We start from the raw sequence: 15152 nt of genomic DNA on the forward strand, positions 1-15152 counted from the left end.
GCGCGACGGGACACGGAAGGCTCCGATCCGGGTGGTGTATCGGTCCTGCACTGGCGCAGGGACGGTCGATTTCCACCGTGCCCGGAGGAGGGACGGGGTCGTAGCCCCGGCTGTTCGTACCTTGACAGGAGCCGACGGGCCCGCTCTGACGGCCGGTTGTCCACAGGTTCCGGTGAGTGGACCAGGGGTGTCCGTGGGTGCCGCTAGGCTTCTCGAATGGCCGCTCCGGACACCTCCCACGAAATCTCCGATGCTCTGCAGGTGCTGCACCGCGTCTTCGGTTACAGCTCCTTCCGCGGCGAGCAGCAGGAGATCATCGACCAGGTCGTCGGCGGCGGTGACGCCCTCGTCCTGATGCCCACCGGCGGCGGCAAATCGCTCTGCTACCAGATCCCGGCGCTCGTCAGAGACGGCACGGGCGTCGTGATCTCGCCGCTCATCGCGCTGATGCAGGACCAGGTGAACGCGCTCACCGCCCTCGGGGTGCGGGCCGGGTTCCTCAATTCCACGCAGGACCCCTACGAGCGGCAGGCCGTCGAGCAGGCCTTCCTCGCCGACGAGCTGGACCTCCTCTACCTGGCCCCCGAGCGGCTGCGCACCGAGGGCACCCAGCGGCTGCTCGACCGCGGCAAGGTGTCGCTCTTCGCGATCGACGAGGCGCACTGCGTCGCCCAGTGGGGCCACGACTTCCGGCCCGACTACCTCGCGCTGTCGATGCTGCACGAGCGCTGGCCGAAGGTGCCGCGGATCGCGCTGACGGCGACGGCCACCGAAGCCACCCACGCCGAGATCGTCGCCCGGCTCGGCCTGGAGGACGCCCGGCACTTCGTCGCCAGCTTCGACCGGCCGAACATCCAGTACCGGATCGTCCCGAAGAGCAACCCGCAGCGGCAGCTCCTCGACCTGATCCGCACCGAGCACGACGGGGACGCCGGAGTCGTCTACTGCCTCTCGCGGGCCTCGGTGGAGAAGACCGCGGCCTTCCTGGCGGAGCAGGGCATCGACGCCGTCGCGTACCACGCCGGAATGGACGCCCGGACGCGCGCGGCCAACCAGGCGCGCTTCCTGCGGGAGGACGGGGTCGTGGTGGTGGCCACGATCGCCTTCGGCATGGGCATCGACAAGCCGGACGTGCGCTTCGTCGCGCACCTGGACCTGCCGAAGTCGGTCGAGGGCTACTACCAGGAGACCGGCCGCGCCGGCCGCGACGGGGAGCCGGCCACGGCGTGGCTGGCCTACGGCCTGCAGGACGTGGTCCAGCAGCGCAAGCTCATCGAGGGCTCCGAGGGCGACGAGGCCCACCGCCGGTCCCTCGGCATGCACCTGGACGCCATGCTGGCGCTCTGCGAGACGGTCGACTGCCGCCGGACGCGGCTGCTGGAGTACTTCGGGCAGTCGGGCGAGCCGTGCGGCAACTGCGACACCTGCCTGACACCGGCCGAGTCCTGGGACGGGACGGTCCCGGCGCAGAAACTGCTGTCCACGGTGTGGCGGCTCGCGCGGGAGCGGCGCCAGAAGTTCGGCGCCGGCCAGATCATCGACATCCTGCAGGGCAAGAAGACCGCCAAGGTCATCCAGTTCGACCACGACGCGCTCTCGGTGTTCGGCATCGGAGCCGATCTGAGCACCGCGGAGTGGCGCGGTGTCGTGCGCCGGCTGCTGGCGTCGCGGCTGCTGGCGGTGGAGGGCGACTACGGGACGCTCGTGCTGACGGACGACAGCGGCGAGGTGCTGGGCGGGCGCCGCAGCGTCCTGATGCGCAAGGAGAAGGCGCCGGCCGGCCCGGCGAAGAAGGAGTCCGGGTCGCGCTCCGGGAAGGGCGCCCGCGTCCCCGTCGACCTGCCGGCCGGGGCCGAGCCGTTCTTCCTGGCGCTGCGCGCCTGGCGGGCCGCGACGGCACGCGAGCAGGGCGTACCGGCGTACGTCGTCTTCCACGACGCGACGCTGCGGGAGATCGCGACGCGACTTCCCGCCACCGAGGCGGAGCTGGGCACCATCGGCGGGGTCGGCGAGGCCAAGCTCGCCAAGTACGCCCAGGGCGTCCTCGACACCCTGGCGGAGTGCAACGCCACCACCCCCGCCCCCGCCACCACTCCCGCCCCCGCTGCCGCCGCCGGGGCCGGGCCCGCCGCGGCGCCGCCGGCCGGATCGGCCCGGCCGGCCCTCGACGGCCCGCCCGACGAAGAGCCGCCCTTCGACCTGGACGAGGAACCGCCGTGGGAGGACTGGCAGTAGCCGGTCCGCGGCGACCGGACCGGGAGCCCGGCAGGCAGGCCGCCTGCCGGGCTCCCGCCGTCAGGATCCGATCGGGTGACGGGCCAGGAAGCGGGCCATCTCCTCGGCGACAGGCCGGGACCGTTCGATGTGGAGCAGATGCCCCACCCCGTCGATGACGCGCTCCTCGACGTCGGGCACGGTCGAGCGGAGGAACTCCGCGACCTCCACCCACAGAGGCCGGGTCGCGCTTCCCAGCACGGACAGCACCGGCCGGCGGATCGCCGCCGCGTCGTCCGGCCCGAACCGCCACGCGGCCAGGGCGGGCAGCTCGATTCCGAAGAACGTGTCGGCGTCCTTGACCGCCTGCTCGACGCTGCCCGGCACACGCTCGTCGAGCAGCGCCCGGCAGCGTTCCGGTTCCATGCCGCTGACCAGGGACAGGAACAGCCCGAGGGCGCGTTCGGCGTCCCCGTCGGCGTACGCCTGGAACGCCGGCGCCGCCTGGGCGAAGAACGCCTCGCCCGCGGGCACCGACAGCAGCGAGAGCTCCAGCAGGGTGACCGTGGCGATGCGGTCGGGGCGGTCCTGGGCGAGCTGCGCGGCGACCGCCGCGCCGCTGGAGTGTCCGGCGACGTGGACGCACCCGATGCCGAGGTGGTCGAGCAGCGCGAGGGCGTCAGCCGCGTGATCGGCTACGGAGACCGGCCCGGGGGTGTGGGTGCTGCCGCTCCAGCCCCGCTTGTGATAGCGGATGAGCCGGTGGTTCCCGGCCAGTGCCGGTTCCGCGACGAGCGGGGCGAACCCGTCGGCGAGGACCGGGCTGATCAGCAGGACCGGCTCCCCGGTTCCGCGGATCTCGTGTTCCAGCCGGATGCCGTTCACCGTGATGGTGTCCATGATGTCCTCCACTGAGGTTGTGGCTCACCATGGAGGCGTAAGCGGGCCCGTTACCGCCGTAACCCGCCCGCCCCCGGGACCACCGGCACGGCGAAGGAAGACCTCCATGACTCATGCCTCCGCCGAAGGGACCGCGCTGGAGCGGGCACGGAACGCCGCCGCCACCGGCGCGTGGGCGCAGGCGTACGAGGGCTATCTGGCGGCCCGGGAGGAGCCGGGCGGGCTGGGCCCGGCGGAGCTCGCCGAGTTCGCGGGCGTCGCCTACGCCGCGGGCCACCTCGACGTGACGATCGAGACCTGGGAGCGGCTCCACGCGCGGCTGGCCGGCCTCGGCGAGGACAACGGGGCGGCCGGGGCCGCCGTACGGGTGGCCATGCACCTGCTGTTCGACACCGCGCTCATGGCACCGGTACGGGGGTGGCTGCGGCGGGCGGAACGCCTCCTCGACCCCGCCTCGGAGACCCCCGCTCACGCGTGGTTCGCGGTGGTGCGCACCTTCGAGCGGTTCCTCAGCGGCGACCTCGAAGCGGCCCGGGACTGGGCCGGGCGGGCGGTCGGGACCGGCTCGCGCACCGATCCGGCGGCAGCCGCGCTCGGGCGCGTGGCGCAGGCCCGGCTGGTGATCCTCGACGGAGACGTCGAGCGGGGTCTGGGGCTCCTCGACGACGCCGGGGCGGCGGCGATGTCCGGGGACCTCGACCCGCTGTCGACCGGAGTCGTCTACTGCGAGCTGGTGTGCGCCCTGCAGGGCCTGGCCCAGTACGACCTGGCCGAGCAGTGGACCGAGGCGATGGAGCGCTGGGCGCGCACGAACGCGATCGGCAGCCTGCACGGCCGGTGCCGGGTGCACCGGGCCGAGATCCTGCGCCTGCGCGGCCAGTGCGCCGGCGCCGAACGGCAGGTGCTGCTGGCCTGCGACGAGCTGCGCCCCTACCTGCGCCGCGAGCTGGGCTGGCCGCTGACCGAACTGGGCCGGATCAGGCTGCGGCGCGGCGACCTGAGCGGGGCCGAGGAGGCGCTGCTCGCCGCGCACCGCCTGGGATGGGATCCCGAACCCGGGCTCTCGCTCGTCCGGCTCGCCGGCGGCGACGCCGACACCGCGGCGGCCGCGATCCGGGAGGCGCTGGTCCGGCCGCTGCCGGTGCCGTCGAAGGAGCAGCCGCCCGCCACCGGGCTGCGGCGGGCACCCCTGCTGGACGCCCAGGTGAGGATCGCCCTGGCCCGCGGCGACGTGGAGACGGCACGGGACGCGGCCCGCGAGCTCGCGGAGGTCGCCGTCCGCTTCGAAAGCAGCGCGCTCGCCGCCGCGGCCGTGCGGGCGCGGGGCGAAGTCCTGCTCGCCGAGGGCGACGCGAGCGGCGCGTCGGCTCTGTTCGCCGACGCCGTCCGGGCCTGGAGCGAGCTCGGCGCCCCCTACGAGACGGCCGAGTGCCGGCTGCGGCTCGCGGACGCCCACCGGGCTCTGGGAAACCTCCGGGGCGAGACCCTGGAACGGGAGGCGGCGCGTACCGAACTGGACCGGATCGCCCGCGCGCCGGCGGCCGACGAGCCGCCCGCGGCCCCGCCCGAGCCGAACACCTTCGTCCGGGAGGGCGACTACTGGAAGGTCGTCCTCGACGACCGGCGCGTGAGCGTCCGCGACAGCAAGGGCATGCACCACCTGGCCCGGCTGCTCGCCGCGCCCGGCCGCGAGTTCCACGTCCTCGACCTCGTGGCCGCCGACAGCGACGACCCCGAAGCGGCCGCCGGGCTCTCCCGCGCCGGCGACCTCGGCCCCCTCCTGGACGGCCGGGCCAAGGACATGTACCGCCGAAGGCTCGCCGAGATCGACGAGGACATCGAGGAGGCCCGCGCCGACCACGACATCGCCCGGCGCGAACAGACCGAACTGGAACGCGCCTTCCTGATCGACGAACTCGCCCGCGCCGTCGGCCTCGGCGGACGCGACCGCCGCGCCGGCGTCGCCTCCGAACGGGCCCGTGCCGCCGTCACCCAGGCCGTGCGCAAGGCCATCGGCCACCTCCGCGAAGCCGCTCCGGAGCTCGCCGACCACCTCGACCGCACGATCCGCACGGGGACCTACTGCGCCTACGTCCCCGACCCGCGCGTTCCCTCTCCGTGGTCCGTCTGACCAGGGGCGGCGCCGGGCGGGGTGACCGCCAGGTCAGGTACGGCGCGGGGCCAGGACGCAGAACTCGTTGCCCTCGGGATCCGCGAGCACGACCCACGTCACCTCGGGGCCCTGCCCGACGTCGGCCGGGCGCGCGCCGTGCGCCAGCAGGCGCCGTACCTCCGCCTCCTGGTCGTCGGGGCGGAAGTCGAGGTGGAGGCGGTTCTTCACCGTCTTGGTGTCCGGCACCGGTACGAAGAGCAGCCCCGGCAGCCGTTCGGGGGCCGCTCGGATCTCGTACTCGTCCGGATCGTCGTTCACGACGACCCATCCCAGGGCCTGCGCCCACCAGCGGCCCAGGGCGGCGGGGTCCCCGGCGTCGACGACGAGCTGCTCCCACTCCAGTGCCATGCTCCGAGCCTAACCGCGTGACCGCGCCGGGCCCCGGCGCCACCACGCACCGGTCGGACCGCAGGGTCCCGGCCGGCCGGTGAGGGCCGGCCGGGACCTCGGGCTCAGGCGAGGTCGAAGCGGTCGAGGGTCATCACCTTGTCCCAGGCCGCCACGAAATCGCGTACGAACTTCTCTCCCGCGTCCTTGGACGCGTAGACCTCCGAGAGGGCCCGGAGCTGGGAGTGCGAACCGAACACGAGGTCGACGGCGGTGGCGGTCCACTTGGCCTTGCCCGTGGCGACGTCCTGGCCTTCGAACACGTTCTCCGCCGTGGCCGACGCCTTCCACTCCGTACCCATGTCGAGCAGGTTGACGAAGAAGTCGTTGGTCAACGTCTCCGGCCGCTGGGTGAGGACACCGTGGGAGGTCCCCCCGAAGCCGGCGTTCAGGGCCCGCATGCCGCCGACCAGGACCGTCATCTCGGGCGCCGTCAGCGTCAGCAGGTTGGCGCGGTCCAGCAGCAGGGTCTCCGGCGACAGCTTCTCTCCCGCCGGGAGGTAGTTGCGGAACCCGTCCGCCCGCGGCTCGAGTACGGCGAACGCCTCCACGTCGGTCTGCTCCTGCGAGGCGTCCGTGCGCCCCGGTGCGAACGGGACCGTGACGGCGTGCCCGGCCTTCTTCGCGGCCTGCTCCACCGCCGCGCACCCGCCCAGGACGATCAGGTCGGCGAGCGACACCTTCACCGCCCCGGTCTGCGAGCCGTTGAAGTCCTGCTGGATCCGCTCCAGGGCCCGCAGCGTCTCGGCCACCTCGGGCAGGGCGTTGACCTCCCAGTCCTTCTGCGGAGCGAGCCGGATCCGGGCCCCGTTGGCCCCGCCCCGCTTGTCCGTGCCGCGGAAGCTCGCGGCCGCCGCCCACGCCGTGGTGACCAGCTGGGGGACCGACAGCCCGGAGGCGAGGATCCGGGCCTTGAGGTCGGCGATCTCCGCGTCCCCGACCAGCGCGTGATCGACCGCGGGTACGGGGTCCTGCCACAGCTGCGGCTCCGGGATCCACGGGCCCAGGTAACGCGAGAGGGGGCCCATGTCGCGGTGCAGCAGCTTGTACCAGGCCTTGGCGAACGCCTTCGCCAGCCGGTCCGGGTTCTCGTGGAAGGCCTTCGAGATCGGCGCGTAGACCGGATCCAGCTTCAGCGAGAGGTCCGTCGTCAGCATCATGGGAGCGTGCCGCTTCGACGGATCGTGGGCGTCGGGCACCGTGCCCTGGGCCGAGGGATCCTTCGGGGTCCACTGGTGCGCGCCGGCCGGGCTCGTCGTCAGCTCCCAGTCGTAGCGGAACAGGTTGTCCAGGTACCCGTTGTCCCACTTCGTCGGCTCGGAGGTCCACGCGCCCTCGATCCCACTGGTGAGCGCGTCGACACCACTGCCGCTGCCGTACGAGTTCTTCCAGCCGAGGCCCTGCTGCTCGATCGGGCAGGCCTCGGGTTCCGGACCGATGTACTCGGGCCCGACCGCGCCGTGGCACTTGCCGAACGTGTGACCGCCGACGATGAGCGCGACCGTCTCCTCGTCGTTCATCGCCATGCGCTTGAACGTCTCGCGGATGTCCTTGGCGGCGGCGATCGGATCCGGATTGCCGTTGGGCCCCTCCGGATTGACGTAGATCAGTCCCATCTGCACGGCGCCGAAAGGACCGGTGAGTTCCCGGTCGCCGCTGTAGCGCTCGTCCCCGAGCCACGTGTCCTCGGGCCCCCAGAAAACCTCTTCGGGCTCCCAGATGTCCTCTCGTCCGAATCCGAAACCGAACGTCTTGAACCCCATGGATTCCATCGCGCAGTTACCGGCGAAAATCAGAAGATCGGCCCATGAGATCTTCCGGCCGTACTTCTGCTTCACCGGCCAGAGCAGACGGCGCGCCTTGTCGAGGCTCGCGTTGTCCGGCCAGCTGTTGAGCGGGGCGAAGCGCTGGGCGCCGGAGCCGCCGCCACCCCGGCCGTCCTCGATGCGGTAGGTGCCCGCGGCATGCCAGCTCATCCGGATGAAGAGCGGCCCGTAGTGGCCGTAGTCGGCGGGCCACCACTCCTGCGAGGCCGTCATCAGCTCGAAGACGTCCTGCTTCAGCGCGTCGAGGTCCAGGGAGGCGAACTCTTTCGCGTAGTCGAAGTCCTCACCCATGGGATCGGACAGTGGCGAGTTCTGGTGGAGAACCTGAAGGTCCAGCTGATTCGGCCACCAGTCCCGGTTCGCCCGGGGGCGAGTCGGCGTGGGGGCCGGGGCGGGGATGACGGGGTTCTCGCTTTCGCTGCCGGACACGTCAGTCCTTCTTCCTGTCTCGGTGTTTCCCTTTGCTCACGAACGGCGCCGATAATCAGCGCGTATCGGCGTCCGTATGGTCGCGCACCGCAGACCGCGCAGCCACGAGAACACGCAGAGGGTGACGGAAGCGGAAGTGGAATGGGAGTTGTTCCGGCCCCGCGCGGCCGGTGCGGCCCGGCGCGCAAGGGAGAGGTGGACCGGCATGAGTGACCTGACGGAGCGGCTGCGAGGACGCGGCTGGCGCATGGCCTCCCAGCGGCGCGTCGTGGCGGAGGTCCTCGACGGGGAGCACGTGCACCTCACGGCCGACGAGGTGCACGCCCGTGCGGCGGAGCGACTGCCCGAGATCTCCCGGGCCACCGTCTACAACACGCTGGGCGAACTGGTCTCGATCGGTGAGGTCGTGGAGGTCTCCGCGCACGGCCGCGCCAAACGCTACGACCCCAACGCGCACCATCCGCACCAGCACCTGGTGTGCTCCGGCTGCGGCCTCATCCGCGACGTCCACCCGACCGGTGATCCCCTGGCCGGCCTTCCCGCGGAGGAACGCTTCGGCTTCACGGTGTCCGAGGCCGAGGTCACCTACCGCGGGCTGTGCCCCTCCTGCGCTTCAGGTCCGCCGCACGCGTGAGCTCAGAGCCCGGCGACCTTGGAGCTCGCCGACAGCTCGTAGACCAGGGTGACCGTGCGACGGCCGCCGGGCGGGAGGGCGACGTCCCAGCGGGCGATGCCGTCGGCGTCGACCACCTCGGGCGGCGGGGAACAGGCCTCCTTGCGCAGCCGCACCTCCACCGCCGAGACCTCGGAGACCGGGATCCGCTCCCGCAGCACGACCACCCGGTCACCGCGCTCGCCGGGGGCGGAGAACCGCGACAGGTGCAGCCGGACCGTACGGGTGACCACGGTCCGCTGCATGATCCCGGCCGAATCGCGGGTCTCCTCGGCCTGCCGGACCACACCGTGGTCGTCGCAGCTGCCGAAGGCCAGCTCGACGGGGGTGCCCGGGGCGGTGAACTCCAGCGTGCCGCGGCCGCTGAACCCGCTGCCGCGGACCAGGTCCACCGGCCCGGCGAGCAGGGCGTGACCGGACAGGTTGTCGAACCGCACCACCTGGGTGACCAGCGGCGAGACCTCCGGTGAGCAGGCGTACTCGCTGCTGGCGGCCGTGGTGAAGACGGACAGCGGCACCCGGTGGGCGCGGCCGTCCCCGGGCACGGAGACCGGCGCGGGGGAGTGCAGGACGCGCGCCTCGCCGCCGTCGTCCACCCCGGGCAGGCCGAGCACCGGGGCCGGGCCGAGGGCCCCGATCTCCTCCTCGCGCAGCTCGACGTCGACCGTGCGGCGCTCCGCCGCGGAGCGGTCCCCCAGCGTCAGCCGGTCCTCCTCCAGCCGCGGCGGGTCGGTGGCCAGCGCCGAGCGCGCCGTCGACAGGGTCAGCCGTACGTCCGACCAGTCCTCCCCGGTGCGCTGCCAGACCACCGCGTCCGTCTCCAGCGTCAGGGCGTCCCCGGCGAGTACGGCCCGGTAGGCGGGCCGCCACAGCGCGCACGGGGTGAGGTGGCTCAGACGCAGCCCGGCCGGTCCGGCGACCGCGCTCTCCACCGTCAGCTCGACATGGGCGAGCAGCTCGGCGGGCTCCTCCTCGGAAAGGTCCATGGCCCGCTGGACGGCCCCGAGTTCGGCGCCGAGGGCGGCCAGCCGGGCCTCCACGGTGCGCAGTCGCTCGCCGCACGTATCGCGCTCGGCGTCCAGCCGGTCCAGTTCGCGGGCCCAGCGGGGCTGTTCGGCCTCCCCCGAACCGGCGCCTTCGCCGATGTCCCGCAGCAGGTCGGCGGTGAGGCGGCCGAGCAGGTCGAGGCGGGCGCGCAGCCTCTCGCGCCGCTGCCCGGCGGCCAGCCGCTCCTCTTCGAGAGCGTGGACGCGGTGGCGCAGCGCGGAGTCCTCGGCGGCGGACGGCAGCGGCCCGCGCGGGGTCCAGCCGCGGACGATCCGCACGTCGAGCACGGTCGCCGGGTGTTCGGCGGTCAGCTCGGCATGCAGGGTGCGGTCGACGGCCAGCGCACTGACCGGGCCGAGCCGCAGCCGCTGGACCCCGGCCTCCAGGTCGAGCACGGCGGTGCGCTCGACGTGGGCGCGGTCCTCGAGACAGGTGACGGCGGTGACGGGGAGGGCGATCGGCTTCGGGGCCGTGGACATGGGGTGCGTCAGCTCCTGCGGTTGCCGCCGACCAGGGCCTTGCCGGTCGGGATGCGGATCTCGTAGCCGCCGTCGAGGGCGGCGGTGGCGCCTGCGGGCAGTTCCAGCCGCCAGACGCGGGTGCCCGGGGCGTGGTGTTCGGGCTCCGTGCCCTCCTCGGGCGCCGTCCAGTCGGCCCGTTCCTCGATGCGGACGTCCGGATCGGAGGTGACCGGAACCCGCTCGCGGACTTCGACGGTGACGGGCCGCGCCAGCCCGTTGGCCAGCTCCACGTGTACGTGGTGGTCGAGCACGGTGGTGTTGTTGCGCAGGCCCGAGGTCGACTCGCGCAGGTTCGTACGGCGGGTGACCCGGATGCCCTCGGCGGACCCGAGCCCGACGCGGCGGATCCCGCCGGGGGCGAGCGTGGGCAGCGCGGCGGTCAGCAGGAACTCGTTGTCGACGACGACCTCCACCGGGCCGGCCAGCAGTGCCTGGTCGGTGGCGTTGGAGAGGACCAGCGTGGCGTACACGGTCTGCTCCACCGACGGCACGCAGAGGTACTCGGTGCGCAGGCCGACCGGGACCTCGGCGACGGTGACGGTGTGCCAGGTGCCGTCCGACGGGACGTCGGCGCGTGCGGCGGCGTCGAAGCGGTGGTCGAAGGACCCCGCCGACTCGCGGGGCCGCACGGCCTGTCCGGGCAGCGGCAGCGAGGCCACCGCCTCGGCGCGGCGCCGGCACTCGGCCGCCCCCGGGTCGACGGGCGAGCCGGGGAAGAGCCGGCCGCGGCGGCCGCCCTGCTCGTCGGGGCCGCACAGGACGAGGGCGGCGTAGTCGAGTTCGGCGCCGCTGGGCCGTGGCGGACCGGCCACCGGTTCCGGAGGGGGCGGCGGCGGAGCCCCGCCCGGAGCCGCGGGAGCCAGGGGTGCCATGGCGGCGGCCGGCATCGCGGCGGGGGCTCCTGCGAAGGACCGGGCCGCGGACCGCGGCCTGGAACCGGGCCGCGGGGCGGCGGACTGCGCGGGGGCCGGCTGCGCGGGAGCCGGCAGCGCGAAGTCGGGCATCGCGCCGCCGTAGCCCTGCGGCGCGGGCGGCGGCGGTGGCGGCGGCGGAACGGGGCCGTACCCGGAGCCGCCCACGGAGGTCACCGACGTCATGGACGTCACGTAGGCCGCGGCAGCCCCGACAGCCGCGGGGGCGGCGGCCGTGACGGGGCGCGGGCCGGCCGCCTCGTACCCGGCGAACAGGCCGGCCAGTCCTGCGGGAGGCTCGCGCCAGCCGGAGGGCGCGGGGGCGGGCTGACGGCGTCCGATCCGGACCGAGCGGAGCTTGGGCAGGTCGGTGCGGCGCCGGAGATCGGCGGTGGCCAGGGCGATGCGCACCCCCGTCCAGTCCTCGCCGGTCCGCTGGGCGACCGAGGCGCGCAGCACCAGGTGCCCGCTGTCGTCGCCCTGACGGTGGGTGAGCCGGTAGGCCGGCACCCAGACGGCGCCCGGCACCCCGTACTCCAGCTCCAGTTCCACCTCGTCCTCACCGGCGCCCACGAGGGTCAGGGCCGCGCAGACCGTGGTCTCCACGTGCGAGGAGGGCGCGTCGGTGGAGGCACGGGCGAGCCGGTCGGCGGCGACGGAGAACTCGTGCTCGGCGATGCGGAGTTCCTCCTCCAGCTGCACGAGGCGGGCGTGCAGTGCCGCCAGTCGCTCGTCGACGAAGTCGGCCAGCTCCAGCCACGCGTCGACGGGGGTGCGGCGGTGCGGATCGTCGCGCTTGCGGGGAGGCGGCACCGGGTGGAGGGACCGGACCTCCTCGATCAGGCCGAGCTGCCGGTTCCGGCGTCCCTGCGCGGCCGCGTACACGTCGCCCAGCCGCTCGACCTCGCGCCGCAGGGCGTCGGGCGTGCCCGCGCCGAGCGGTTCGGCCTCGACCTCCACCCGGGCCTCGGTGACGCGCACCCCGGGAGCGCCGAGGACACGGGCCCGCAGCGAGCCCGGGTCCAGCGAGCGGGGCAGCCCCGGCAGCCGTACCCGGCCGTCGGGCGGCACGCTGCCGCGGGCCACGCGGCGGCAGAGAGCCCCCTGCGCGTACACCACGACCGAATCGAGGGTCGCCCCCCAGACTCCCGCTGTCCCTGCCGTGTCTGCCGTTTCCGTCGTCATGTGCTCCGCCCCCGCCGTGCCGATGGGCGAAGCCTACGCCCGAGCCGGGGTGAGCGTGGGTCACCGGGGCCAGGCGCACGGGACGGGAGGAGGCGATGCGCGCCGACGCGCACGGGGCGCCCGGATATGACGACGGATCAGGCGATGCCGTAGCGCGCCTCGATGCCCGCGATGAGCAGGCGCAGGCCCTCCTCGAACCCCGCGGCGAAGTCCTGGAAGAGCTCGGCTCCCGCGGCTGCCGCCAGGGGGAACTCCGCCATGCGCGCGGCGCGTTCGTCGACGTCGAAGCCGTCGCGACGGTCGCCCGGCAGGGGTTCGACCCCTTGTTCCTCGGTGACGAAACCCAGCGTGAAGTAGTAGGCCGTGGTGAGGGCCCGTACGGCCTGGGTGGGCTCGAAGCCGGCGGCGACGAAGGCGCGGAGGTTCTCCTCCAGCTGGACCGCGTGGTCGGTGCCGGTGAAGCGGGAGCCGCTGTACACCTTGGCGCCGTCGCGGTAGCCGAGCAGAGCGGCCCGCAGCCCGGTGTTGAAGACCATCAGCCGTTCCTGCCAGGTGGCGCCGGAGGGGATCCGCTGCCCGGCGACCATCCGGCGGTACATCTCGGTGGCCATCTCGTCGAGGAGTTCCTGCTTGTTCTTGAAGTGCCAGTAGAGGGCCGGCGCCTGGACGTCCAGCTCCTTGGCGATCGCGCGCAGGGTCAGTCCGTCGAGGCCGACCTCGTTCAACAGCCGCAATGCGGTGTCGACGGCCTGCTTCTTGTCCAGCTTGGGGGGTTTCCGGGTTGCCACGCTTGGCAGCTTAACACCGTTAAATGGATGCTGGTGAGCGCAGCACTTAACAACGTTAAGGAGAATGTCGTGAACACGCACGCCCCCGTCCACGCCCATGCCGGCGCACAGCGCACCGAGGTGCTCATCGTCGGAGCCGGCCCCACCGGGCTGGCGCTGGCCATCGACCTCGCCCGGCGCGGAGTCGGCGCCCTCGTCGTCGAGCGGGCCGGTTCCCTCTTCCCCGGATCGCGCGGCAAGGGGCTGCAGCCCCGCACCCTGGAGGTGCTCGACGACCTCGGCGTGCACGACGCGATCCGGGCGGCCGGAGCCCCGTACCCGGTCGGCGTGATCTGGCAGGACGGCGTCCGCACCGGCGGGCACCGGATGTTCGATGCGGCCGTGCCGACCGAGGGTGCCCCGTACGCCGAGCCCTGGATGGTGCCGCAGTGGCGGACGCAGGAGATCCTCGCCGCGCGGCTCGCGGAACTGGGCGGGGAGATCACCTTCGGCCGGGAGCTGGCCGGCATCGAGCAGGACCCGGAGGGGGTGACGGCCACCTTCGTCTCCGGGCCGCCCGTCCGGGCGCGGTACGCCGTGGCCGCGGACGGCGGCCGGTCCACCGTGCGGCGGGCGCTGGGCATCGGCATGACCGGCGAGAGCGTGGACCCGAGCCCGATGCTGGTCGCCGACGTCCGCATCGAGGGCCTCGACCGCGACCACATGCACGTCTTCCCGCCGGCCGAGGGCGGGGGCTACCTCGCCGTCTGGCCCCTGGCCGCGACCGAGGAGTTCCAGGTGGTGGCGGGGTTCCAAGAGGGCACCGAGCCGGACCTCTCGCTCGACGGGATCCGCAAGCTGGTCGGCGCCCGCTCGCACCTCGCTCCCGGCGACGTGACGGAGGTGCGCTGGGCCTCGGACTTCCGGCCGAGGGCCGCGATGGCCGACCGCTTCCGCGACGGCCGGGTGTTCCTCGCCGGAGACAGTGCGCACGTGCACTCGCCCGCCGGCGGGCAGGGCCTCAACACCAGCGTCCAGGACGCCTACAACCTGGGCTGGAAGCTGGCCGCCGTGCTGAGCGGGGAAGCCGGCGCGTCACTCCTCGACTCCTACGAGGAGGAGCGGCTGCCGGTGGCCGCCGAGATGCTCGGCCTGTCCACCCGCATCCACCAAGGCGAGGCCCGGCGCGGCGAGGCCACCCGGCAGCTCGGCATCGGCTACCGGGCTTCGGCCCTCGCGGTGGAGACCCGCGACGGCCTCGCCGAGCAGGCCCTGCGGGCGGGTGACCGCGCACCGGACGGGGTGCGCAGCGGCCTCCGGCTGTTCGACGAGTTCCGGGGGCCGCACTGGACGCTGCTGGCGGTCGGTGCCGGCACCGGCACCGGCACCGGTGCCGGTTCCGGTGACGCTTCCGGCGTGCCCGGTCTGCCGGACCCGTCCGCACTTCCCGGGCTCGCGGACGTCCGTACCGTCCGGATCCCCTCGTACGAGGCGTACGGGGACGGGGTGTTCCTCATCCGCCCCGACGGCTATGTCGGCTGGGCCGGCACGACCGCGGAGGGCCTGGCCTCCTATGCGGCCGGAATCACGGGCTAGCTCCAGGAGGGCGAGGCGTTCTCGTTGCAGACGTGGACGAACTGGCCCGTCATGGGGGTGTGGGGGCTGGGCGATCGCGTCAGATCGCGTCAGCGGTCGTCGCGCATGTCGTCCAGGTCTTCCTCACGCAGGTCGTGCATCACGTCACGCATCGTCGCGTCCTCGCGGCCCCGCTCGTGCGCGATCTCGTCGGGGCTGCGCGGTCGGCCGCCCGTCTTCAGCTGGTCCGGTTCCGGCGACCGCCCGCGGATCCGCTCCCCGCGGCCGGTGTCCGGCGTCTGCTGCTTGTCCGTGCCCATGACGGCTCACACTCCTCACGGGTTTTCCCGGCAGCGGGCGCCTAACCCGTCAGGCCCCCGCCAAACACGCGCCCGGCTCCCGCCGCCGAAACGATCATGTGTCCATTACGTGAAGGGGTTCACAAGAACATGTGTGCGAGATGGAGGCGGTGCGGAGGGTCTATTAAGAAACCTTGTTGAAGAAGCTCTTACCCCGGGTTCGCCCTTGATTTGCTCCTGTCAAT

At 73.5% G+C, this 15152-nt stretch carries 11 protein-coding genes; 4 read left to right on the forward strand and 7 right to left on the reverse strand.

Features of this window, described 5'->3' with window-relative positions; all coding sequences use genetic code 11:
- Nucleotides 1-216: 216 nt before the first annotated feature.
- Nucleotides 217-2235: a DNA helicase RecQ gene (gene recQ, locus ACZ4VT_RS00155; RefSeq protein WP_467945145.1), complete on the forward strand. Its 2019-nt coding sequence runs from the start codon at nucleotides 217-219 to the stop codon at nucleotides 2233-2235.
- A 60-nt stretch (nucleotides 2236-2295) separates the two neighbouring features.
- Here recQ and ACZ4VT_RS00160 read toward each other — a convergent pair whose 3' ends face one another.
- Nucleotides 2296-3114 carry an alpha/beta fold hydrolase gene (locus ACZ4VT_RS00160; protein ID WP_467945147.1) on the reverse strand — a complete coding sequence of 273 codons (819 nt, stop codon included), beginning with the start codon at nucleotides 3112-3114 and terminating at the stop codon, nucleotides 2296-2298.
- 106 nt (nucleotides 3115-3220) lie between these two features.
- Between ACZ4VT_RS00160 and ACZ4VT_RS00165 the strand changes: the two genes are divergently transcribed.
- A complete protein-coding gene (locus ACZ4VT_RS00165; protein WP_467945149.1) occupies nucleotides 3221-5245 on the forward strand; it encodes a transcriptional regulator in 2025 nt (674 codons plus the stop codon).
- Nucleotides 5246-5278: 33 nt separating this feature from the next.
- On the opposite strand, the gene ACZ4VT_RS00170 is transcribed toward ACZ4VT_RS00165, so the two are convergent.
- A complete protein-coding gene (locus tag ACZ4VT_RS00170; protein ID WP_467945151.1) occupies nucleotides 5279-5635 on the reverse strand; it encodes a VOC family protein in 357 nt (118 codons plus the stop codon).
- A gap of 104 nt (nucleotides 5636-5739) precedes the next feature.
- Complete coding sequence (gene katG, locus ACZ4VT_RS00175; protein WP_467945153.1) at nucleotides 5740-7929, reverse strand: catalase/peroxidase HPI; 2190 nt, start codon at nucleotides 7927-7929, stop codon at nucleotides 5740-5742.
- Nucleotides 7930-8134: 205 nt separating this feature from the next.
- On the opposite strand from katG, the gene ACZ4VT_RS00180 reads away from it, so the two are divergent.
- Complete coding sequence (locus tag ACZ4VT_RS00180; protein ID WP_467945156.1) at nucleotides 8135-8563, forward strand: Fur family transcriptional regulator; 429 nt, start codon at nucleotides 8135-8137, stop codon at nucleotides 8561-8563.
- Between the two features lie 2 nt (nucleotides 8564-8565).
- Here the strand turns inward: ACZ4VT_RS00180 and ACZ4VT_RS00185 are convergent, their stop codons facing one another.
- From ACZ4VT_RS00185 to ACZ4VT_RS00195, 3 genes are all read right to left on the reverse strand, one after another.
- Entirely contained in the window at nucleotides 8566-10128 is a 1563-nt protein-coding gene (locus tag ACZ4VT_RS00185) for a DUF4139 domain-containing protein (protein WP_467945160.1), read from the reverse strand.
- Between the two features lie 8 nt (nucleotides 10129-10136).
- Nucleotides 10137-12200: a DUF4139 domain-containing protein gene (locus ACZ4VT_RS00190; protein ID WP_467945163.1), complete on the reverse strand. Its 2064-nt coding sequence runs from the start codon at nucleotides 12198-12200 to the stop codon at nucleotides 10137-10139.
- 203 nt (nucleotides 12201-12403) lie between these two features.
- Nucleotides 12404-13054: a TetR/AcrR family transcriptional regulator C-terminal domain-containing protein gene (locus tag ACZ4VT_RS00195; protein WP_467945165.1), complete on the reverse strand. Its 651-nt coding sequence runs from the start codon at nucleotides 13052-13054 to the stop codon at nucleotides 12404-12406.
- A gap of 69 nt (nucleotides 13055-13123) precedes the next feature.
- On the opposite strand from ACZ4VT_RS00195, the gene ACZ4VT_RS00200 reads away from it, so the two are divergent.
- Nucleotides 13124-14629, forward strand: coding sequence for an FAD-dependent monooxygenase (locus tag ACZ4VT_RS00200; RefSeq protein ID WP_467945167.1), 1506 nt, complete (start codon nucleotides 13124-13126; stop codon nucleotides 14627-14629).
- Nucleotides 14630-14718: 89 nt separating this feature from the next.
- On the opposite strand, the gene ACZ4VT_RS00205 is transcribed toward ACZ4VT_RS00200, so the two are convergent.
- The gene (locus ACZ4VT_RS00205; RefSeq protein WP_362805976.1) at nucleotides 14719-14928 is read right to left on the reverse strand and encodes a hypothetical protein; all 210 of its coding nucleotides are present in this window, start codon (nucleotides 14926-14928) and stop codon (nucleotides 14719-14721) included.
- Nucleotides 14929-15152 lie beyond the last annotated feature (224 nt).

The organism is Streptomyces sp. NPDC029164, assembly GCF_055563995.1.

What these genes read in the sequence shown, in the direction of transcription:
- recQ (WP_467945145.1), top strand. Translation starts at nt 217, where the DNA reads ATGGCCGCTCCGGACACCTCCCACGAAATCTCCGATGCTCTGCAGGTG.
- ACZ4VT_RS00160 (WP_467945147.1), bottom strand. Translation starts at nt 3,114, where the DNA reads ATGGACACCATCACGGTGAACGGCATCCGGCTGGAACACGAGATCCGC.
- ACZ4VT_RS00165 (WP_467945149.1), top strand. Translation starts at nt 3,221, where the DNA reads ATGACTCATGCCTCCGCCGAAGGGACCGCGCTGGAGCGGGCACGGAAC.
- ACZ4VT_RS00170 (WP_467945151.1), bottom strand. Translation starts at nt 5,635, where the DNA reads ATGGCACTGGAGTGGGAGCAGCTCGTCGTCGACGCCGGGGACCCCGCC.
- ACZ4VT_RS00180 (WP_467945156.1), top strand. Translation starts at nt 8,135, where the DNA reads ATGAGTGACCTGACGGAGCGGCTGCGAGGACGCGGCTGGCGCATGGCC.
- ACZ4VT_RS00185 (WP_467945160.1), bottom strand. Translation starts at nt 10,128, where the DNA reads ATGTCCACGGCCCCGAAGCCGATCGCCCTCCCCGTCACCGCCGTCACC.
- ACZ4VT_RS00205 (WP_362805976.1), bottom strand. Translation starts at nt 14,928, where the DNA reads ATGGGCACGGACAAGCAGCAGACGCCGGACACCGGCCGCGGGGAGCGG.